Annotated in this window: 19 protein-coding genes; 11 read left to right on the forward strand and 8 right to left on the reverse strand. The window is 55.8% G+C overall.

The genetic code is table 11. The annotated features are described in order from the left end of the window. Nucleotides 1–52: 52 nt before the first annotated feature. The 7 genes from hisS to EPE01S_RS10765 all read left to right on the forward strand — a co-directional run bounded on the left by hisS (nt 53) and on the right by EPE01S_RS10765 (nt 8,665). The gene (gene hisS / locus EPE01S_RS10735) at nt 53–1,330 is read left to right on the forward strand and encodes a histidine--tRNA ligase (protein WP_062744681.1); all 1,278 of its coding nucleotides are present in this window, start codon (nt 53–55) and stop codon (nt 1,328–1,330) included. A gap of 37 nt (nt 1,331–1,367) precedes the next feature. Beyond that, nucleotides 1,368–1,988, forward strand: a complete 621-nt coding sequence (locus EPE01S_RS10740) for a YfgM family protein (RefSeq protein WP_062744683.1) — start codon at nt 1,368–1,370, stop codon at nt 1,986–1,988. 98 nt (nt 1,989–2,086) lie between these two features. Beyond that, nucleotides 2,087–3,268: an outer membrane protein assembly factor BamB gene (gene bamB / locus EPE01S_RS10745; RefSeq protein WP_062744685.1), complete on the forward strand. Its 1,182-nt coding sequence runs from the start codon at nt 2,087–2,089 to the stop codon at nt 3,266–3,268. Between the two features lie 219 nt (nt 3,269–3,487). Next, complete coding sequence (gene der, locus EPE01S_RS10750) at nt 3,488–4,987, forward strand: ribosome biogenesis GTPase Der (protein WP_062744687.1); 1,500 nt, start codon at nt 3,488–3,490, stop codon at nt 4,985–4,987. Between the two features lie 65 nt (nt 4,988–5,052). Then, nucleotides 5,053–5,274: a zinc ribbon domain-containing protein gene (locus tag EPE01S_RS10755; RefSeq protein ID WP_062744689.1), complete on the forward strand. Its 222-nt coding sequence runs from the start codon at nt 5,053–5,055 to the stop codon at nt 5,272–5,274. 258 nt (nt 5,275–5,532) lie between these two features. Next, nucleotides 5,533–7,959, forward strand: coding sequence for a glucose/quinate/shikimate family membrane-bound PQQ-dependent dehydrogenase (locus EPE01S_RS10760; protein WP_062744691.1), 2,427 nt, complete (start codon nt 5,533–5,535; stop codon nt 7,957–7,959). Nucleotides 7,960–8,131: 172 nt separating this feature from the next. Next, complete coding sequence (locus EPE01S_RS10765) at nt 8,132–8,665, forward strand: hypothetical protein (RefSeq protein WP_062744692.1); 534 nt, start codon at nt 8,132–8,134, stop codon at nt 8,663–8,665. A 30-nt stretch (nt 8,666–8,695) separates the two neighbouring features. On the opposite strand, the gene xseA is transcribed toward EPE01S_RS10765, so the two are convergent. Beyond that, entirely contained in the window at nt 8,696–10,072 is a 1,377-nt protein-coding gene (gene xseA, locus EPE01S_RS10770; RefSeq protein ID WP_062744694.1) for an exodeoxyribonuclease VII large subunit, read from the reverse strand. Between the two features lie 171 nt (nt 10,073–10,243). Between xseA and guaB the strand changes: the two genes are divergently transcribed. Further along, nucleotides 10,244–11,710: an IMP dehydrogenase gene (gene guaB / locus EPE01S_RS10775; protein WP_062744697.1), complete on the forward strand. Its 1,467-nt coding sequence runs from the start codon at nt 10,244–10,246 to the stop codon at nt 11,708–11,710. A gap of 93 nt (nt 11,711–11,803) precedes the next feature. Next, entirely contained in the window at nt 11,804–13,384 is a 1,581-nt protein-coding gene (gene guaA / locus EPE01S_RS10780) for a glutamine-hydrolyzing GMP synthase (RefSeq protein WP_062744699.1), read from the forward strand. 94 nt (nt 13,385–13,478) lie between these two features. Here the strand turns inward: guaA and EPE01S_RS10785 are convergent, their stop codons facing one another. Genes EPE01S_RS10785 through EPE01S_RS10795 form a run of 3 tightly spaced genes read right to left on the reverse strand, consistent with a single transcriptional unit; the run spans nt 13,479 to nt 15,634 of the window. Next, nucleotides 13,479–14,105: an SMI1/KNR4 family protein gene (locus EPE01S_RS10785; RefSeq protein ID WP_062744702.1), complete on the reverse strand. Its 627-nt coding sequence runs from the start codon at nt 14,103–14,105 to the stop codon at nt 13,479–13,481. 22 nt (nt 14,106–14,127) lie between these two features. Then, nucleotides 14,128–14,697 carry a hypothetical protein gene (locus EPE01S_RS10790; RefSeq protein ID WP_062744704.1) on the reverse strand — a complete coding sequence of 190 codons (570 nt, stop codon included), beginning with the start codon at nt 14,695–14,697 and terminating at the stop codon, nt 14,128–14,130. A gap of 34 nt (nt 14,698–14,731) precedes the next feature. Further along, nucleotides 14,732–15,634, reverse strand: coding sequence for a hypothetical protein (locus EPE01S_RS10795; protein WP_062744706.1), 903 nt, complete (start codon nt 15,632–15,634; stop codon nt 14,732–14,734). Between the two features lie 143 nt (nt 15,635–15,777). On the opposite strand from EPE01S_RS10795, the gene EPE01S_RS10800 reads away from it, so the two are divergent. Continuing rightward, on the forward strand, nt 15,778–16,557 hold the full coding sequence (locus EPE01S_RS10800) for a DUF3750 domain-containing protein (protein ID WP_062744708.1): 780 nt from the start codon (nt 15,778–15,780) through the stop codon (nt 16,555–16,557). 160 nt (nt 16,558–16,717) lie between these two features. Beyond that, nucleotides 16,718–17,224: a helix-turn-helix transcriptional regulator gene (locus EPE01S_RS10805; RefSeq protein ID WP_062744711.1), complete on the forward strand. Its 507-nt coding sequence runs from the start codon at nt 16,718–16,720 to the stop codon at nt 17,222–17,224. Here EPE01S_RS10805 and denD read toward each other — a convergent pair. From denD to EPE01S_RS10825, 4 genes are all read right to left on the reverse strand, one after another. Then, nucleotides 17,190–18,164: a D-erythronate dehydrogenase gene (gene denD / locus EPE01S_RS10810; RefSeq protein WP_062744714.1), complete on the reverse strand. Its 975-nt coding sequence runs from the start codon at nt 18,162–18,164 to the stop codon at nt 17,190–17,192. The two genes, EPE01S_RS10805 and denD, sit on opposite strands and share 35 nt — an antisense overlap. Nucleotides 18,165–18,181: 17 nt before the next feature. After that, a complete protein-coding gene (locus tag EPE01S_RS10815; protein WP_062744717.1) occupies nt 18,182–19,498 on the reverse strand; it encodes an MFS transporter in 1,317 nt (438 codons plus the stop codon). 223 nt (nt 19,499–19,721) lie between these two features. Next, nucleotides 19,722–21,158 carry a magnesium transporter gene (mgtE, locus tag EPE01S_RS10820; RefSeq protein ID WP_062744719.1) on the reverse strand — a complete coding sequence of 479 codons (1,437 nt, stop codon included), beginning with the start codon at nt 21,156–21,158 and terminating at the stop codon, nt 19,722–19,724. Nucleotides 21,159–21,282: 124 nt separating this feature from the next. Further along, complete coding sequence (locus EPE01S_RS10825; RefSeq protein WP_062744722.1) at nt 21,283–21,465, reverse strand: YfgG family protein; 183 nt, start codon at nt 21,463–21,465, stop codon at nt 21,283–21,285. Nucleotides 21,466–21,790: the final 325 nt, after the last annotated feature.

The raw sequence follows: 21,790 nt of genomic DNA on the forward strand, positions 1-21,790 counted from the left end.
ACCACGATGGTTGGTTACCCCGGGCCGGGCACTCATTGATGAGAACATTGTAGTGGCGAAAAATATACAGGCCATCCGTGGCATGAACGACTATTTACCCGCTGACACGGTCGTGTGGCAGCGGATTGAGCAGATCCTGAAACAGGTATTAGGCAGCTACGGCTTCAGCGAAATTCGCCTGCCGATTGTAGAGCAGACCCCGTTATTCAAACGCGCTATCGGTGAAGTCACCGACGTGGTTGAAAAAGAGATGTATACCTTCGACGATCGCAATGGCGAAAGCCTGACACTGCGTCCGGAAGGCACCGCAGGCTGTGTGCGCGCGGGCATTGAACACGGTCTGCTGTACAATCAGGAACAACGCCTGTGGTATATCGGTCCCATGTTCCGCTATGAGCGTCCACAAAAAGGCCGCTACCGTCAGTTCCATCAGATTGGTGCTGAAGTCTTTGGTCTGCAGGGGCCGGATATCGATGCCGAACTGATCATGATGACGGCCCGCTGGTGGAAAGCACTGGGGATCGCCGAGCATGTGAAACTGGAGCTGAACTCTATCGGTTCCCTTGACGCGCGCGCAAACTACCGCGATGCACTCGTGGCCTTCCTGGAGCAGCATATCGACGTGCTGGATGAAGACTGTAAACGCCGCATGTATACTAACCCGCTGCGCGTGCTGGACAGCAAAAACCCGGACGTTCAGGTGCTGCTTAATGACGCGCCAACGCTGGGTGACTACCTGGATGACGCGTCCCGTGAGCATTTCACCGGGCTGTGCAGCCTGCTGGATGATGCCGGCATCGCTTACACCATCAATCAGCGTCTGGTGCGGGGTCTCGACTACTATAACCGCACCGTATTTGAGTGGGTCACCAGCAGCCTGGGTTCCCAGGGCACCGTCTGTGCCGGGGGCCGCTATGATGGTCTGGTCGAACAACTTGGTGGCCGTGCAACGCCGGCTGTCGGTTTCGCGATGGGCCTGGAGCGCCTGGTCCTGCTGGTGCAGGCCGTTAATCCGGAATTTGAACCGACGCGCATTGTTGATGTCTATGTTATCGCTTCGGGTGAGGGCGTACAGAGTGCCGCGATGAAGCTGGCAGAACAGCTGCGCGATGCGCTGCCTGAACTGAAACTCATGACGAACTTTGGTGGCGGCAACTTTAAGAAGCAGTTTGCGCGTGCAGACAAGTGGGGCGCCCGCATTGCACTGGTACTCGGCGAAGATGAAGTGGCTAATGGCCAGCTGGTGATCAAAGATTTGCGTAACGGTGAGCAGCACACGCTGGCACAAAGTGATGCGGCAACCACGCTGGCGTCACTGATACAGCGTTAAGCCCCTGCAGTGGCACGATTTAAAGGAGTAGGATTGCGTGGAAGTATATAGCAACGAAAACGAACAGGTAGATGCGCTGAAGAACTTCTTTGCTCAAAATGGCAAAGCATTAGTGGTCGGCGTCGTTCTGGGGGTTGGGGCACTGCTTGGCTGGCGTTACTGGAGTCATCACCAGGACAGCGGGTCGCGTGAAGTTTCCGCCTCTTACCAGCAGGTCACCTCGGCGCTGGACGCCAGCAAACCTGCCTCGCTTGACGCGGTGGCGAAGTTTGCCAGTGAAAACAGCAATACCTACGGTGCGCTGGCTTCACTGGATCTGGCAAAGCGCTATATCGATAACAACCAGCTGGATAAAGCCGTACAGCAATTGCAGAGCGGCCTGAAAAGCACCAAAGATGCCAACCTGCAGGCCGTGCTGAATCTGCGCCTTGCGCGTATCCAGCTTCAGCAGAAACAGCCTGATGCTGTGCTAAAAACCCTTGAAAGTGTTAAGGGTGATGGCTGGGCTGCCATCGTGGCTGATGTACGCGGTGAAGCGTTACTCAGCAAAGGCGACGCAAAGGGTGCACGCGATGCGTGGACTAAAGGGATCGACTCTGATGCCTCATCGTCGCTGAAAGAGATGCTGCAAATGAAAGTGAATAATCTGCCGGGTTAATTTCCAGCCTGTCACCGCAGGAAAGGGCGAATGTTAGCTGCCTGCGGGATTGGTATAAGGCTCTAATATTTGGCCTGCACAGGCACAAGAGGGATTTCATGGAATTGCGTAAGTTACTTCTGCCGGGACTGATGTCAGTCACTTTACTCAGCGGATGTTCATGGTTCAGCGGTGAAGAGGACGTGGTGAAAATGTCACCACTGCCAACGGTTCAAAACCAGTTCGAACCACAAAAAGTCTGGAGCACATCGGTTGGTGATGGGGTGGGGGATTTTTACTCTAACCTGCACCCCGCCTGGGCGGAAAATACCGTCTATGCTGCTGACCGCCATGGCGTAGTGAAAGCCCTGAACTCCGGCGACGGCAAAGAACAGTGGAAAGTGGACCTGTCAGAAAAAACCGGTTTCTTCTCCAGCAATATTCCTGCGCTGCTTTCCGGTGGCCTGGCCGTTGACGCGGGCCATGTCTACATCGGTAGCGAACGCGGTCAGGTATTTGCGCTGAATACCAGCGATGGATCGGTCGCATGGCAGACTAAAGCGGCGGGTGAAGTGCTGTCCCGTCCTGTCGTCAGCGATGGTCTGGTACTGGTTCACACCAGTAACGGTATGCTGCAGGGTCTGGATCAGACCAGCGGTAATATCAAATGGACGGTTAACCTCGACGTACCGGCACTGAGCCTGCGCGGTGAGTCTGCACCGGCAACGGCGTTTGGCGCGGCCATTGTTGGCGGCGATAACGGCCGGGTCAGCGCTGTCATCATGAACCAGGGCCAGATTATCTGGCAGCAGCGTATCTCCCAGCCAAGCGGAGCCACTGAAATCGACCGTCTGGCGGATGTGGATACGACGCCGGTTATCGTTAACGGTGTGGTTTACGCACTGGCTTACAACGGTAACCTGACGGCGCTGGATCTGCGCTCAGGTCAGATCCTGTGGAAACGCGAAATTGGTTCAGTCCACGACATGATCGTTGACGCAGGCCGTATCTACCTGGTGGATCAGGATGACCGCGTGATTGCCCTGAATACGGACGGCGGAGTGACTCTGTGGCGTCAGAGCGACCTGCTGCACCGTAACCTGACCTCGCCGGTGTTGTTTAACGGCTACCTGGTGGTCGGTGATTCAGAAGGCTACCTGCACTGGATTAATACGGACGACGGACGTTTTGTTGCGCAGCAGAAACTGGACAGTTCTGGCTTCCAGACTGAACCTGTTGTTGCCAGCGACAAGCTGCTGATCCAATCCAAAGACGGTGAGGTTTACGCGATTACGCGTTAATTCTCTGGTCAGTCTGAGCCCCAAAGATCACCCTCTGTTACCATCGTGACAGGCGGTGAGATGAAGGGTAAGCGGCTCCTGAATGTTCAGGGGCCGTTTTGTTTTATCCAAGGCGTGTTATTCTAGGCGCCATCGGCCTGAGTAGAGCGGCAGTTAATCTGTCTGCACAGCGAATAATATCGCAGCCAGGCGCTTATTTTTTAGTTATGAGGCTTCACTATGGTACCTGTGGTCGCGCTGGTCGGGCGTCCCAATGTGGGAAAATCCACCCTGTTTAACCGTTTGACGCGCACACGAGATGCGCTGGTGGCAGATTTTCCCGGGCTTACCCGAGATCGCAAATATGGCCGCGCCGAAATAGAAGGGCGTGAGTTTATTTGTATCGATACCGGTGGTATCGACGGTAATGAAGAGGGCGTGGAAACGCGCATGGCGGAACAGTCACTGCTGGCGATTGAAGAAGCCGATGTCGTGCTGTTTATGGTCGATGCCCGTGCCGGGCTGATGCCTGCTGATACGGCGATCGCCAAACACCTGCGCTCACGCGACAAACCAACGTTTATCGTGGCGAACAAAACCGACGGTCTGGATGCGGATTCTGCCGTCACTGACTTCTGGTCGCTGGGGCTGGGTGAAATCCATGCGATTGCCGCCTCTCACGGGCGCGGTGTGACCAGCCTGCTGGAGCTGGTGCTGCTGCCGTGGATGGACGTAGTCGCGCCAGAGCGTGAACTGACAGAAGAAGAAGAGAACGAAGCCTACTGGGCGGAGTTTGCGGCGAAAGAAGCCAAAGCCAGCGGTGAAATGCCGGAAGATGAAGAAGATGACTTTAACCCGCTGGATCTGCCGATCAAGCTGGCCATTGTCGGTCGTCCGAATGTGGGTAAGTCAACGCTCACTAACCGCATTCTTGGTGAAGAGCGTGTCGTGGTCTATGACATGCCGGGCACCACGCGTGACAGCATTTACATTCCGATGGAGCGCGACGGGCGTGAATATGTCCTGATCGACACCGCCGGGGTGCGTAAGCGCGGGAAAATCACTGAAACCGTCGAAAAGTTCTCAGTGATCAAAACCCTGAAAGCGATTGAAGATGCCAACGTTGTGCTGCTGGTGATTGATGCGCACGAAGGCATTTCCGATCAGGATCTCTCGCTGTTGGGCTTTATCCTCAATAGCGGGCGCTCACTGGTGATCGTGGTCAACAAGTGGGATGGTCTGTCACAGGAAATCCGTGATGAGGTGAAAGAGCAACTGGACTACCGTCTGGGCTTTATCGATTTCGCCCGCATTCACTTTATTTCCGCCCTGCACGGCAGCGGCGTGGGTAACCTGTTTGAATCCGTGACCGAAGCCTACGACTGTTCTACCCGCCGCGTTAACACCTCCATGCTGACGCGCATTATGAACATGGCGGCCGACGATCATCAGCCACCACTGGTGCGCAGCCGCCGCGTGAAGCTGAAATATGCGCACGCTGGCGGCTATAACCCACCGATTGTCGTGATCCACGGTAATCAGGTTAAAGACCTGCCGGATTCCTACAAACGTTATCTGATGAACTATTTCCGCCGCTCACTGGAAATAATGGGTACGCCAATCCGTATTCAGTTCAAAGAGGGTGATAACCCGTATGAAGGTAAGCGCAACCTGCTGACGCCAAATCAGCAGCGTAAGCGCCAGCGCCTGATGAGTCATCTCAAAAAGAACAAACGTTGATCCGTAAGGGGGCCTGATGGCCCCCTTTGTTTTATGCTTAACCGCAAAGACAAAGGAGAGACTGAATGAACAGACCTTGCCCGCGCTGCCAGCACCTGAACGCCACCAACGATGGCAGCGTCTGCCCCGAATGCCAGCACCCTTTCACCGCCTGCTGCCCCGACTGCCAGCATCCGCTGCACGTGCTCAAAGCCTGTGGCGCGATCGACTACTTTTGCCAGCAGGGTCATGGATTAATTTCTAAAAAGCGTCTGCTGTGGCTGCCTGTGGCACCAGAACAGGGCTAATCCTTTCTTTTTATCACGTTAATCTTTTTGTGCGGCCCCCGGTCTGACAAGGCGGGTAATGAGCCGGTTGTTAATTTTGTGTTTAGCAAATTACGAACCTGATGGTACAATCCTGCCGCTTGCTTCCGGTGCTCTGCCACGCCAGCCGTGACTTCAGAGACTCCGCAGTCAATGCAGGACCGGATGCTATCCGTGTAACATGTTAATAAAGATAAGGTCATCCTAATAAACCTTGTCTTCTCCAGGAGTATTTCTGCTATGCCTCAAATCAACGCCGGGTCATCAAAATGGCTGGGCCTGTGGTGTTTCCTGCTGGGTTTAATTTTACTGGCAACGGGCCTTTACTTTGTCATCGGGGGAGGAAAGTTGGTTTCCCTGGGCGGCAGCTGGTATTTCGCGATCGCCGGTATCGTTACCGTGCTTTCTGCTATCCAGTTCTTCCGACGCCGGGCTTCCGCCGTGGTGATATATGGCCTGGTGTTTGTGGGATCGGCAATCTGGGCCGTGCTGGATGCCGGGATCGACTTCTGGCCGCTGGTCTCCCGCCTGATGTTCCTGGCAGGAATACTGCTGCTGACGTTAGTGACCTGGCCATCCCTGCGTAAGCATGAAGGCAAACCTGCGGGAGCGAAAGGCGCTTACGCATTGAGCGCTATGACCGTCGTCGGCCTGCTGGCCACGCTGTACGGCATGTACCAGCCGCACCCGACCGTCGCCAACGGTCAGGAGCTGCCGCTGGTACCGGTGGATAAGTCCAGCGAACAGAAGAACTGGGATAACTATGGCAATACCGCCGGCGGCAGCCGCTTTGTGGCGCTGGATCAGATCACCCGTGATAACGTAAAAGACCTGAAGCCAGTCTGGACTTATCGCACCGGTGATATTCCGGAAAGTCCGACCGGCAGCGGCGCGGAAGATCAGCAAACTCCGCTGCAGGTTGGTGACCGCGTATTCCTCTGTACCCCCCATAACAACGTGATTGCGCTGGATGCCGATACCGGCAAGCAGATCTGGAAAACCGAGATCAACGCCCAGTCTCAGGTATGGAATCGCTGCCGTGGCCTGGCCTACTTTGATGCCAGTAAACCGCTTGAACAGCCGACGGTACCAGGATCCACCCCGGTTAAACCGATAAAGCTGGCCGCAGGTGATACCTGTCAGCGCCGTATTCTGATGAATACCATTGACGCACGTCTGGTGGCGATCAATGCCGAAAACGGTGAAATGTGTGAGAACTTTGGTGACAAAGGGGTGGTTGACCTGAAAGCCGGTCTGGGCGACGCCAGCGATCCGAAGTATCAGCTAACCTCAGCCCCGACGCTGGCCGGTACCACCGTGGTCGTGGGGGGCCGTGTGGCCGACAACGTGCAGACTGATATGCCTGGCGGCGTACTGCGCGGCTTTGACGTTATCACCGGTGAAATGCGCTGGGCGTTTGACCCGGGCAATGAAGATCCGAATGCGCCACTGGAAGCGGGTAAAACCTACGCTCGCAGTACGCCAAACTCCTGGGCCCCCATGTCTTACGACGCCGGGATGAACACCGTGTTCCTGCCTATGGGCAGTTCCTCTGTTGACCTGTGGGGCGCCAACCGCAACGCGCTGGATCACAAATACGGGGCCTCCATTCTGGCGCTGGACGCAACCACCGGTAAAGAGAAGTGGGTTTATCAGACCGTGCATAACGATCTGTGGGACTTTGACATTCCGATGCAGCCAAGCCTGATCGACTTCCCGCAGAAAGATGGCAGCACCAGACCCGCTATCGTATTCGGTACGAAAGCAGGGCAGATTTTTGTACTGGATCGCCTGACCGGTCAGCCGCTGACTGAAGTGAAAGAAGTGCCAGTGAAAGCGGGCAACATTCCCAACGAGCAGTACACTCCGACCCAGCCAAAATCAGTGGGCATGCCGCAGATTGGTGCGGAAACGCTGAAAGAATCTGATATGTGGGGTGCGACGCCGTTCGATCAGCTGGCCTGCCGTATTGGTTTTAAATCCATGCGTTACGATGGCCTGTACACCGTACCCGGTACTGACCTGTCTCTGAGCTTCCCGGGATCGCTGGGTGGCATGAACTGGGGCAGCCTGTCGACCGATCCGAACAACCACTATATTTTCGCCAACGACATGCGCCTGGGCCTGTGGGTACAGATGGTACCGGTGCAGGCTGATGCGAAAGCCAGCGATGGTGGGGAAGCGGTCAACGCCGGTATGGGTGCGGTTCCACTGAAAGGTACGCCGTATGCGGTGAACAAAAACCGCTTTATGTCGCCAATGGGCATTCCCTGCCAGAAACCACCGTTTGGTACGCTGTCGGCTATCGATCTAAAAACGCAGAAGGTCGTGTGGCAGGTTCCGGTGGGTACCGTGCAGGATACGGGCCCGTTAGGGATCAAAATGCATGCGCCAATGCCGGTCGGTATGCCGACGCTGGGCGGGACGCTGGCCACACAGGGCGGTCTGGTGTTTATCGCCGGGACTCAGGATTACTACCTGCGCGCTTTCGATACCTCAACCGGTAAAGAAGTGTGGAAAGCCCGACTGCCGGTCGGCAGCCAGGGCGGTCCGATGAGCTATAAATCACCGAAAACCGGTAAGCAGTACATCATCATTTCTGCCGGTGGCGCACGCCAGTCGCCGGATCGCGGTGATTATGTGATCGCTTACGCTCTGGACAAATAAGGCCTGGCGATCCCTTGCTGACCTGACAGTCAAAGCCCCTTCAGTAATGAAGGGGCTTTTTTTATTTGTTAATATCCTTTCAGCCCGTTCGCTGGCGAAAGAACGTAAGTGCGGGTGGCGTTATCGTGGCGGCGCGTTCAACGTAACGCATAATAAATAACAGGAAACGTTAATGGAAAAGATACAGAATCTGATCGCTGTCCTGAAGCAGTGTATTCCGCAACTGGATATCGCGCCCTTACAGAGCAATACCCCGGAAAACAGTGAGCCGTTAACGGTCTTAGACTGGCTTTATCAACAGCTTAGTGCACAGAACCTGATGGTTTATGAAGAATGGAATGAATATAACGGCGCTATACCCGAGCTGAAAACGCTGTCTGATTTGTCGATAGCGGAAGACCCGGCAAATTTTATTTTCTCCGCTATCGGGGAGATTGACTGGTCAACCGCCAGCATGGATCCTGCTGAAATCGTCTATTTGCTGCCCTGGCTTGAACATATTAATTTTTATCTTAAGCCACACGCGATCAGACTGGTTGACCTTCTGCCGTTAGAAAATGCCTATATTATTGCTGTGCGGGATGATGAAACCTTACTGCAGAAGCTTCATGCCAGTCTGGAAGCTTTTGATATGGGCATCAACGAGCGGCAGCCAATGGATCAACAGCAGGTTTTAGCCGATATCAGACAGATGATTGCCGGGTAACGACCCGGACTTATCAGGCAGTCTCAACCGTCATTCAGGGGAGCGGCGTTTGCGCGGTTTTTTCACCGGGGTGATGGCCGTGACTTCGCTTTCCACCCAGCCGTCATCCAGGCGTGTTTTCAGCGTATCGCCGGGGTGCAGCTGTTGGGTCTTTTTCACCACCTGACCGTCGGCGGCCGTCGTCACGCTGAAACCGCGTGCCAGCGTTGCCAGCGGGCTGACGCCCTCAAGCTGCGCGGCAAGATTGCCAAAGCGCTGTTTATTGCTGTTGAGCTGCTGCTGCATGGCCTGCTGCAGGCGATACTGCCACTGCTGTAGCTGCTGCCCGGCGCGCTGAATGCGCATTTCCGGGCGAATGGCGCGAAGGCGCAGGTCCACGTGCTCCTGCTGGCGCGTCGCCTGGCGCAGTTTCAGCTGCATGGCATCATCCAGCCGGCGCTGTAGCGTCAGCAGCGCGGTCTGCTGCCGTGCCAGACGCAGCTGCGGGTGCTGCTGCTGCAGACGATGCTGGAGGCGGGAAAAGGTGCGCTGCTTCTGCGCAAGATAGTAGTCCATCGCCATTTCCAGCCGCTGCTGCTGGGACAGAAGCTGACGCAGCAGCTCTGTCTGGTTACGGCTGACCAGCTCTGCCGCCGCAGAAGGAGTCGGGGCGCGCAGGTCGGCGACGAAATCCGCGATAGTCACATCGGTTTCATGGCCGACCGCGCTGACGATGGGGATGCGGCTGGCATAAATTGCCCGCGCCACGCGCTCGTCGTTAAAGCTCCACAGATCTTCCAGCGATCCGCCGCCGCGTCCGACAATCAGCACGTCGCATTCATTGCGCGCGTTTGCCAGCTCAATGGCCCGTACGATGCCTGAGGGCGCGTCTGCGCCCTGTACGGACGTCGGGTAGATCACCACCGGCAGGGACGGGTCGCGTCGCTGCAGGACGCGTAGCACGTCGTGTAGCGCGGCACCGCTGGCCGAGGTGATAACGCCAACCTGATGTGCCGGGTCCGGCAGAGGCTGTTTATGGCCTTGCTCAAACAGACCTTCTGACATCAGACGCTGCTTCAGCTGTTCGAACTGCTGCTGTAGCAGCCCCTCTCCGGCGGGCTGCATACTTTCGGCAATCAGCTGATAGTCGCCGCGCGGCTCATACAGGGTGATGGTGGCACGCACCAGAACCTGCTGGCCATTCTGCGGGCGGAAGGTCACCCGGCGGTTGCTGTTGCGAAACATCGCGCAGCGTACCTGGGCACCATCATCCTTCAGGGTGAAGTACCAGTGGCCGGAAGAGGGCTGGGAGAAATTCGAGATCTCTGCGCTCAGCCAGACCTGGCCCATTTCCATCTCCAGCAGCTTGCGCACTGTCGTATTGAGACGGCTGACGGTAAAAATATTGGCGGTTGGCGGTAGCGACATGTGATGAAGATCAAACTTTAAATCAGAGGGTTAATTAACCGATACTACATGGCCCACGCAGGGGATCAAGCATTTTTCTTAAAATAATGCTGGAGGCAATCGATTACGCCCTGTATAATGCCGCGGCAATATTTTACAAGTTCTCATTCACCCTGAGGTTGAGATATTGCCATGCTAAGAATCACTAAAGAAGCCCTGACATTTGACGACGTTCTGCTCGTTCCTGCCCACTCGACTGTCCTGCCAAATACGGCCGACCTCAGTACCCAGCTTACCAAAACCATCCGTCTGAACATTCCGATGTTGTCCGCTGCTATGGATACCGTGACCGAAGCGGGTCTGGCCATTGCACTGGCACAGGAAGGTGGCCTGGGCTTTATTCATAAAAATATGTCCATTGAGCGCCAGGCGGAAGAAGTTCGCAAGGTGAAGAAACACGAAAGCGGCGTGGTGACCGATCCGCAGACGGTGTTACCGACCACGGCCCTGAGCGAAGTTAAAGCGCTCACTGAACGTAATGGCTTTGCCGGTTACCCGGTGGTGAACGGCGAAAACGAACTGGTGGGTATCATCACCGGCCGTGACGTGCGCTTCGTCACCGACCTGAGCCTGCCGGTTTCAGCCGTGATGACGCCGAAAGAGCGTCTGGTGACGGTGAAAGAGGGTGAAGCGCGCGAAGTGGTGCTGCACCGCATGCACGAAAAGCGCGTCGAAAAAGCGCTGGTGGTGGACGACAGCTTCCACCTGCTGGGCATGATCACCGTAAAAGACTTCCAGAAAGCCGAACGTAAACCTAACGCCTGTAAAGATGAGCACGGACGCCTGCGCGTCGGTGCTGCCGTGGGCGCGGGTGCCGGTAACGAAGAGCGCGTGGATGCGCTGGTCGCCGCCGGCGTTGACGTGCTGCTGATCGACTCCTCTCACGGCCATTCCGAAGGCGTGCTGCAGCGCATCCGTGAAACCCGTGCGAAATATCCTGACCTGCAAATCCTCGGCGGTAACGTGGCAACCGGCGCGGGCGCACTGGCGCTGGTGGAAGCGGGCGTGAGCGCGGTGAAAGTGGGTATCGGCCCGGGCTCCATCTGTACGACCCGCATCGTGACCGGCGTGGGCGTGCCGCAGATCACCGCAGTTTCTGATGCGGTTGAAGCGCTGGAAGGCACCGGTATTCCGGTTATCGCAGACGGCGGTATCCGTTTCTCCGGTGACATCGCCAAAGCGATCGCCGCCGGTGCGGCCGCCGTGATGGTGGGCTCAATGCTGGCGGGAACCGATGAGTCTCCGGGTGAAATCGAACTCTACCAGGGCCGTTCGTTCAAGTCTTATCGCGGGATGGGCTCGCTGGGCGCGATGTCCAAAGGCTCTTCAGACCGTTACTTCCAGACCGATAATGCCGCGGACAAACTGGTGCCGGAAGGTATTGAAGGCCGCGTGGCGTACAAAGGCTACCTGAAAGCCATCGTTCACCAGCAGATGGGTGGCCTGCGCTCCTGTATGGGTCTGACCGGTTGTGCTACCATCGACGAGTTGCGCACCAAAGCGGAATTTGTGCGCATCAGCGGTGCCGGGATCCAGGAAAGCCACGTTCACGACGTGACCATTACCAAAGAGTCTCCGAACTACCGTATGGGTTCCTGATAACCCCACGCCCGGCTCAACAGCCGGGCGTTTTAATATGCCCTTAGGGTATAATCCCCGAAATTTTTGTACTACATCGCCTGGAATAGCCCAATGACGACGGAAAATATTCATAAACATCGCATCCTGATCCTCGATTTCGGTTCGCAGTATACGCAGCTGGTTGCCCGCCGCGTGCGTGAACTGGGTGTCTACTGTGAACTGTGGGCGTGGGACGTCACCGAAGAGCAGATTCGTGGTTTTAACCCGAACGGCATTATCCTTTCCGGTGGCCCGGAAAGCACCACCGAGCACGACAGCCCGCGTGCGCCGGACTACGTGTTTAACGCAGGCGTCCCGGTACTGGGCGTGTGCTATGGCATGCAGACGATGGCAATGCAGCTGGGTGGCAAGGTGGAAGGTTCCAGCGAACGTGAATTTGGTTATGCCCAGGTTGAAGTACAGACCAACAGCGCGCTGATCAGGGACATCGAAGATGCGATCAGCCCGGCCGGCAAGCCGCTGCTGGACGTGTGGATGAGCCACGGCGACAAAGTCACGGCGATCCCGTCTGACTTCGTGACCGTTGCCAGCACCGACTCCTGCCCGTTTGCCATTATGGCCAACGAAGAGAAGCGCTTCTACGGCGTCCAGTTCCACCCGGAAGTGACACACACCCGTCAGGGTCTGCGTCTGCTGGAGCGTTTCGTGCTGGATATCTGCCAGTGTGAAGCCCTGTGGACCCCGGCGAAAATCATTGAAGATGCCGTTGAACGACTGCGTGTGCAGGTCGGCAACGATAAAGTCATTCTGGGCCTGTCCGGCGGCGTGGACTCCTCGGTGACGGCGATGCTGCTGCACCGTGCCATTGGCGACCGTCTGACCTGCGTCTTTGTTGATAATGGCCTGCTGCGCCTGAACGAAGCCGAGCAGGTGATGGAGATGTTTGGTGACCACTTTGGTCTGAATATCATCCATGTAGAAGGCGAAAAACGCTTCCTTGACGCGTTGGCAGGCACCGACGAGCCGGAAGCCAAGCGTAAAATCATCGGCCGCGTGTTTGTCGAAGTGTTCGACGAACAGGCGCTGAAGCTGCAGGACGTGAAGTGGCTGGCGCAGGGCACCATTTACCCTGACGTGATTGAGTCTGCTGCTTCTGCCACCGGCAAAGCGCATGTCATCAAGTCACACCACAACGTCGGTGGCCTGCCGAAAGAGATGAAGATGGGCCTGGTTGAACCGCTGCGTGAGCTGTTCAAAGACGAAGTGCGTAAAATCGGCCTGGAGCTGGGCCTGCCGCACGCCATGCTGTTCCGTCACCCGTTCCCGGGCCCGGGCCTGGGTGTGCGCGTGCTGGGTGAAGTGAAGAAAGAGTACTGTGACCTGCTGCGTCGTGCCGATGCGATCTTCATTGAAGAGCTGCATAAAGCCGACCTGTACAACAAGGTCAGCCAGGCTTTCACCGTCTTCCTGCCGGTACGTTCCGTCGGTGTGATGGGCGATGGCCGTAAGTACGACTGGGTGGTTTCCCTGCGTGCCGTCGAGACCATCGACTTTATGACTGCACACTGGGCGCACCTGCCGTACGACTTCCTGGGCCGCGTTTCTAACCGCATTATCAATGAAATCGACGGTATTTCCCGCGTGGTTTACGATATCTCCGGTAAGCCACCGGCGACGATTGAGTGGGAATAACCCCGCAGTCGATGTTGCGATAAGCAACGGCTAGCGCCATTGAAAAAGCCCGCACTTGCGGGCTTTTTTGTTATTCAGGAATAAGGTTTTCTCCTCAGTACATCCACTTATCCACGATGGCATCGCCCAGATGCTCACGCAGCAGCTCCTCATTGTCCTCTTCGCCGTGAACCGCCAGCAGGCAGACAAACATCAGCACGTCGAGATACTGACCGACGTCGCTGAAGATCTGCGTCAGCATCGGCGAGCTGTCGTGATCGAAGTACCACACCTCGCCAGTCTCAACATGAAAGCACCACATATTGCCGTTACCCAGATAGTCACCGAAGACCACCAGCCGGTTAACCAGCGCCCAAAGCGCATCGGCATCGGGGGCATCTTCCAGAATGTCACTAATGCCGGGATAGGCGTTATGCAGCGGTTCAATGCTGGCGTATTTGGCGGGGGCCACGCTGCACAGCGTTTCCGCCAGGTCCAGCACGCCAATCTGCTGGTGGTAGGTATGGAGTAACGGGGGAAGGGGGCAGCCCAGACGCGCTTCGAGTGCGCTGATCTCACTGGCGCTGACCGGGGTCGGGGGGGAAGGATTGTCCCATTGTGCCAGCCAGGCCTGGACGCAGCTGCGCCACCAGTCCAGTCGTGCACTGTTATCGGTAAATTCGGGCCAGACCAGTGGAGGCAGGTCGCTGGCGGCAGCAGAAGGATGGGGATCTGAATGCATAGCTGATATGGCCTCTGGATGATTAATAGGTATCGCTGTCGAGGGTAAATCGATAGCTGCTATCGACGTCTGGCGTCGTATGCGTACGTGTCGTTTTCTTGAATACAAACTCAAAAGCAGGCTCATAGTACCCGTCTCTGAGCACTTCACCGCCGAGGATCTCCACATCATAAAGGCCATTTTCGACCTCGATTTGTGGCCGGCCAGATTCATCATAAAGTTGCTGAAGTAAGCTGATTTCCGAATCGGTAAAGTTTTGCAGGATCCGCCATGTGAACAGGAGAACACGCCGGTTTTCAACCTGTAATAGATAACCGCCGCGCCGGAGTTGCAAACGGCTCTCCGGTTTAAGCAGCTCCGGGGTGTCATTCGACAGGGAGAAAATAATTGTGTACGGATAATTTTCAATGCCCGCCAGGGGAATGACGATGCCGCTCTCTACCGCCCTGTCTGCGCTGGTGTTGCTGATAAATTCGGCAGCCAGGTCATCACCGAGCCCGTTATCCTGTTTAAATTTTTGCAGCAGGCGAATGTCACCCAGCAGAAAATAGTCAATCAGGTCGTTAAGGACCTCGGTAAATTCATAGCGCATTCATCTGCTCCGGAGTTGCGGGATTATCATAGTATTATGCCTCATCTCCCCACAGAGAAACGCTCTGGATCATATGCAGTACGGCGCAGGTATGAATGCTGAGGGAAACGGCGTTCGGGTATTTATCGGCATATTGTTCACTGACGTCCTGAAACCTGAGTTGGCTCAACGTCTTCAGTGTTGCGGTGTATTTTTTCATCGCCTGATACAGTTCCCCGGACTCGGTCAGTGAAAAGTGTTCAGTAATGCCTTCTGCAAGCATCTCCTCAAGGATCGCTGCGCTTGCCGCAAATTGAGGTTGCAGTCTGGCAAGCCCGGTTCGTAAAGGATCAATATCACGTTGCAGGGTTAACAACAGCTCTGCATGTCTTTGCGGATCGATACGTGATTTTAATTCCCAGACCAGATCGCAAAAATAAGCCTCTTTTTTCAGATCGTTTTCAAGAAGATGATTGGGATCGGAACGGTATTTTTGCTGTGAGCGCTCCCTGAAATCGGCATCCCCTGAGCGATGCTCTGGCAGCGGGAGCTGGTCTTCAATATGAATAAACGATGCCAGCCGCCAGGTCAGGTTTTCTGCAGTTTGCCAGCCGAGCTGGCCACGGAATGCCCAAAAAATCATCCCGGCACTTTCATGCAGCAGGTGGCGTAAATAACGCGGCGTGTGATTGTTGAGATCATATTCATCGTACTGCTGTACGACGTCGGTCAGCGTCGTGCCTGCCAGGCTGCTGAGGTGGGCAATCTGTTCTTTGTGCTGCTGGCGAATCTTTTTTAGCGCCTGACGGTAGGGGGCGTGCTGTTCAGCAAGGTAGGAACGGTAATCATTGTGTGTGGCGATCCTGGACTGCTGATGCTGTTGTTTCGCATAACGTAAACTGACGATAGAGACAATGAACGCGGCAAGCGACACACAGTCTGATACGGTAATATTCATGCTGTCCTCCCTGTCATTGCCCGTTATCTTAACGTGATGAGGACGCGTGTAAACCCCCATCCGGGGCGTGGATCCTCCGGGCACTGCGTATCCCCGTACATTAAGGTATGCTGGTAAACCCTCATTGCCAGGAAAGCCCCATTATGTTCTCACTGAAAGCCCTGAGCCTGATTGTGCTCTGCATTATGCTGCTGTCACTGGGAGCCAGCCTGACTGCGGCCACGCGCCATCATGAGACCGGCGGACAGGGGGGCTGGGCGACGGCACGGCGCGACGCCTCCGGGCAGGCCCCCGACCCCCAGCGCTTTGCCCGTCTGGCTATTGTGCAGGTCTATGCCGCCCCGACCTATGGCTGGAAGGGGGCGGTGGCCGTACACCCGTGGATTATCTATAAACGTGCCGGCGAAACCCGCTATACCCGTTATGAGGTGATTAGCTGGGGAAGCGAAGATAAAGTACGGCGAAACAGTAATTTACCTGATGCCTACTGGTACGGTGCACGTCCCCGTCTGCTGGTGGAACACCGGGGGGCAGAGGCGGAAGCGATGATCCCTCAGATCGTGACGGCGATTGTCTCTTATCCCTGGCCACGGACCTACCATGCCTGGCCTGGCCCCAACAGCAATACTTTCCTGGCGCATATCGGGCGGGAAGTCCCGGCGTTAAAGCTGAATTTGCCCGCTAACGCGATCGGTAAAGACTATCGCTCTCTGCTTAACCCGATTGGGCTGCCGCCTTCCGGACGCGGGGTTCAGGTGTCAGTGCTGGGGGTGGCGGCGGTCACGCTCGGCGCTCAGGAGGGCATTGAAATTAACGTGCTGGGGCTGAATCTGGGGCTCGGTTTCGCGCCGCTCCAGATGCGCTTACCCTTTATCGGCGGTTTGGGTGAGGACAATCTGCAAAAAGAAAATCCCGGGATCTGACCTGACGGCTTCTTGACCTTCCCGCCGCAGGGGAGTTTTGTATTTGCTGCGTGTGGTGTACGCCCAAAAATGCAGTGAATCACGCAAAACAGCTCAGACGGGTGGTCGATCACTGCACACTGCGCCAGCAATTTCAAAGCAATGGAAGGACTCAGCTGCCATGGAATACACGTTTACACTGAAATATCAGCTAGCTGACCAGGCACCGTTTGCTGACGTACTGGTTGAACGTCTGGCGACGGCGGGCTGTGAGGATGCCCTGATTGGCCTCGGTATTCCGGGACGAATGGCGCTGGAGTTTATTCGTGAAGCGCCATCGGCAGGTCAGGCAATGGAGAGCGCTTTACAGCAGATTAATACGGTGATGCCGGCGGCCCGCCTGTTTGAAGTCTCACCGGATTATGTGGGCCTGACGGACGTGGCCGATCTGATTGGGGTGACCCGGCAAAATATGCGCAAGCTGATGCTGACACACTACCTGACTTTTCCACCACCGGTGCATGAAGGGGCGGCGACCATCTGGCATCTTGCCGAGGTGCTGACATGGCTGAGCCAGCGCGGCGGCTATCGCGTTCCCGGGCATATTCAGGAAACCGCTGCCGCCGCGTTAAAACTCAATCTGAGCAAAGCGATTACGCGGCATCACTCTCCGCCAGATACTCCCTGACCATCTCATCAAATGAGTCATTTGCCCTGAAGCCCAGGCGATGGGCATAGCTGGCGTGGAAATCGCCCGGCCAGGAGTTGACGATGTTGATAATGGCCTGGTCAGGCTGATAGCTGATGCGGGAAAGCACCTCTTCACCGCTGATACGCCGGAGCGAAGCCAGCATTTCCTCTACGGTCACTGACAGTCCGTTCAGATTGATCACCCGCCCCTGATCCAGGTCTGCGCTTTTCAGTTCATGGCCGAGGATCAGCGCCTGTACCGCTCTGGCCGGAGACATCAGCCACAGCCGGGTGGCCGGGCTGACTGGGCAGTTAGCCTTCTCACCGTTGAGCGGTTCGCGAATAATACCGCTGGCAAAGCTGGAGGCAGCAGCGTTCGGTTTCCCCGGACGCACAACAATGGTGGGCATACGCAGGCTGCGTCCATCCAGGAATCCCCTGCGGCTGTAATCAGACAGGAGCAGGTCATTGATGGCTTTCTGCGTGCCGTAAGAGCTCTGCGGCCTCCACACCTGGTCGTCCGGCACTTTGTCGGGTAGCGCCCCGCCAAACACCGCGACGGAGCTGGTGGTGACCAGGCGCACGCACTGCGGTAAAGCACGCAGCCTTTCCATAATCTGACGGGCGGCATCCACGTTAATCTTCATTCCCAGGTCGAAGTCCTGTTCAGCCTGCCCGGAGACGATAGCTGCCAGATGAAAAACGCTGTCCGTTCGCGCATCAATCAGGGTTTCCAGTTCGCTACGGCTGCTGATGTCCCCACAGCGTACGATGAGGCGCGGGTCTTCAATGCCGCTGACCGGGATGATATCAATGGCCGTGATCTGCTTAATGACCTGCGGTTGCCCGTAGGCATCGTTCAGCGATCCTTTTGCCAGCAGGGCCTGAAGCAGTTTTTTTCCCAGGAATCCGGCTGCGCCGGTGACAACGATATTCATAGTGTTCCTCATTGATGTTAGCGGTTGACGATGCGACCGGGAATGAAAAAGATGGCCGCCGCGCCCACGAACAGCGTGCAGGAGATAATCATCATGCCGGTCAGCGTAGAGTGTGTAAGGTCGGTCAGAATGCCCATCAGGTAAGGGGCGACAAATCCGGCCAGGTTACCAAAAGAGTTAATCAGCGCGATACCGACGGCTGCCATGGTGCCGCCGAGGAAAGCCGTCGGCAGGCTCCAGAACAGGGGCAGGGTACTCAGCCCTCCCGCCGCGCCCAGCGTCAGGCCAAACATGGCGATAACCAGGTTGTCGCTGTAAAGGGCAGATATCACCATCCCGACACCGCTGAGCACGGCAATGCCCGCCAGGTGCCAGCGGCGTTCACGGTGGCGGTCGGCGCTGCGCGAGGCGACGATCATCGTGACAATCGCCGCGGCATACGGGATCGTCGTCAGCAGACCGACGGTGAAGACATCCTCCACCCCGGCGTTGCGCACCAGCGTCGGCAGCCAGAAGCTGACGGTATAAAACCCGGCGATCAGGCAAAAATAGATAAAGGTTAACAGCCACAGCTTGCCGTTTCGCAGGACGCTGCTCATCGTCGCCTGCTCAGCTGTGGCGTCCTGCACGGCGTCTTCCTGCAGGCGGGTACGCAGCATGACTTTCTCTTCTGCGCTCAGCCAGCGGGCGTTTTCAATCCGGTCGGGCAGCAGGAAGAACACCAGAATGCCAATCAGCAGAGAGGGGGTGCCCTGAATAATAAACAGCCACTTCCAGCCGGCCAGACCGTGAGCGTTATGGAAATATTCCATAATCCAGCCGGAGAGAGGGCCGCCCAGCAGCCCTGATAGCGGCACGGCAGCAGCAAACAGAGCAAACATTTTTCCGCGACGGTAAGAGGGGAACCACAGGGAGAGGTAGAGGATCACCCCGGGGTAAAATCCGGACTCTGTCAGGCCGAGCAGGAAACGCACGGCATAAAACTGGAAGGGGGTGGAAACCAGCGCAGTCAGCGGAGCGATAATCGCCCAGGACGCCAGCAGTCCCGCCAGCAGGCGACGGGCACCAAAGCGGTGCAGCGCGATATTACTGGGGACCTGGAAGAAGAAAAAACCTATAAAGAAAATCCCGGCACCCAGTCCGTAGACGGTTTCAGAAAAAGCCAGGTCGCTGGACATTTGCAGTTTGGCGATGCCGACGTTAATCCGGTCGAGGTAGGCAAAAATATAGCTTACCGTCAGGATCGGCAGGATGCGCCAGACGGCACGTTTCCAGGCATTCTCTTCTCTGTCGCTGACCACAGAAGAAGAGATAACGGCGTTGGGTGAGTTCATAGAGCTTCCTTTTCGGCTAAAGAGCAGGGCGATGTCCTTTATTCAGGCAACAGTTATCCTGTCCCGGGGCCCAGGCAATCCTGAGCCCCGGGAGGGGGGAAATAACGAGAAGGTTTGTTATTTTTTGTTAGATTAGGCGCTGAGGAGGGAGTTTTCTGCGTTATGAATCACAATAATAACCATTAATTATCATTTTATAACAATGCGCGTACTTTCTTAACAGTCAGTGGATCAGGAACAGGGTGGCAAGGCCGAGGAAGATAAAAAAGCCACCGGTGTCCGTCAGCGCGGTGATAAGGACGCTGGAACCGACGGCCGGATCGCGTTTTAATTTGGTCATCATAAGCGGTATCAGCACCCCCATCAGCGCAGCCAGCAGCAGATTAAGTACCATCGCCAGCATCATGACACCGCCGAGGGCCGGATTGCCGTACATCGCCCAGGTCACGCCGCCCATGATCCCGCCCCAGAACACGCCATTAATTAAGGCAACGCCCAGTTCACGACCAATCAGGAAGGAAAAGTTGCCCGGCTCGACCTGGTGCAGGGCCAGTGCACGCACGATCATGGTGATGGTCTGATTACCGGTATTGCCGCCGATCCCGGCGACGATAGGCATCAGCGCTGCCAGCGCGACCAGCTGAGAAATGGTTTCCTCAAACATACCAATCACCCGCGAGGCAATAAACGCGGTACACAGATTGATGGCCAGCCAGGCCCAGCGGGTGCGCACTGATTTGCGTACCGGCGCGAAGACATCCTCTTCCGGGTTAACGCCACCCATTTTACGAATGTTGCTGTCGTTCTCTTCATTCACCAGGTCGATCACATCTTCGATGGTGACACGGCCCATCAGCTTGCCTTTGGCATCGATAACCGCAGCAGAGATCAGGTTGTAACGTTCGAACGCCCCGGCAGCATCTTCGGCTTTATCATCAATCAGGAAGGTGGTGGGTTTGGTATTCATGACGTCTGAAACCTGCTTTTCCGGGGTGTTCAGCAGAATTTCAGTCAGCGGGAGTTCGCCAAGGAGTTTGTTATTTTTTCCGGTAACAAACAGTTTGTCCGTTCCCTCCGGGATGGTTTTTTTACTGCGCAGGAAGCGCTGTACGGTTGCCAGCGTGACATCCGCACGCACCGTCACCATTTTGAAATCCATGATGCGGCCAACCCGGTCCCGGTCGAAATGCATCACATCCAGCACACGGGAGCGCAGTTCCGGATCGAGAGAGGTCAGCAGGCGGCCGGTTAAATCACGGGAAAGGTATTTTGCCAGATAAGCCTGGTCATCAATATCCAGCGGGGCGATGGCGCGCAGCAGGTCGCGATCGCTCATTTCTTCTATCAGGCTTTCCCAGACGTTTTCAGAGGCCTCAACCAGTACACGGCCCCGGCGGTCATTACCAATCAGACGCCACAGTGCCAGGCGCTCATCTTCCGGGAGCGCTTCCAGCAGGTCTGCAATATCGGCCGCATGCAGCAGGGGGAGGGTCCGCTGGATCTCCGCCACCTGCTCACGATGCGCTTCTGCTTCAGCGGCAGACTCACGCAGCGGGCGCTCGTGTAGGGTATCGACAAGATCTTTATCATTCAGCAGCAGATTAAGAATACGGCTACGAATTTCAGCCAACTGCTGAACATGGGAATGCGCTACAGACATACAACATCCTTTTGTCTGGCTAAAAGAGGAAGACGAAACGAGGCTATAGTTTAGCTGATTTCAGGCACAAGCGGGGCGGCAAAAGCTCCGAAAAGCGTCTGTTAACATGCCCGGCGGGCAGTGGCTATTTATCGTTAACGACGGTGACAGGAACCGCAGGCGGATTTTTTTTCTGCTGATGATGCTCAATAGCACCGGGAACGACATAAATCAGGCGTCCTAATAATATAATAAAGCTGACCAGTAAAATAACTCGGGTCATGCGACCTGTTTTTTGACGTTTTCTGAATGACATAGCGCTGTTCACGCAGTTTTTCCTGAAGTATACCCAAAGGGCGGTGGCTAATTTACGCACAAATCAGGTGGGAAGGTCAATGAGAAAAAGGGCCACAGCGGGGAGCAACAGGGCGGGCGAAACGCGCTTTTTATTGTTAAATGAAGCATTAACTCAATCGGCTGTCTATCAACGCAATTACAGCAAAATTGACTTAAATCAATTTATTGTGAGATTTAACCTCTACTATAGCGCAAGATTTAACAAAGCCTTCTAATTGATAAGCGATGAATAGCTGATCATCTAAGAATAAAACCTGCAAATTCATTTTAGACTACATAATAACTCAATGAAAAAA

Origin of the sequence: Erwinia persicina NBRC 102418 (genome assembly GCF_001571305.1) — a bacterium.
Lineage (GTDB): Bacteria > Pseudomonadota > Gammaproteobacteria > Enterobacterales > Enterobacteriaceae > Erwinia > Erwinia persicina.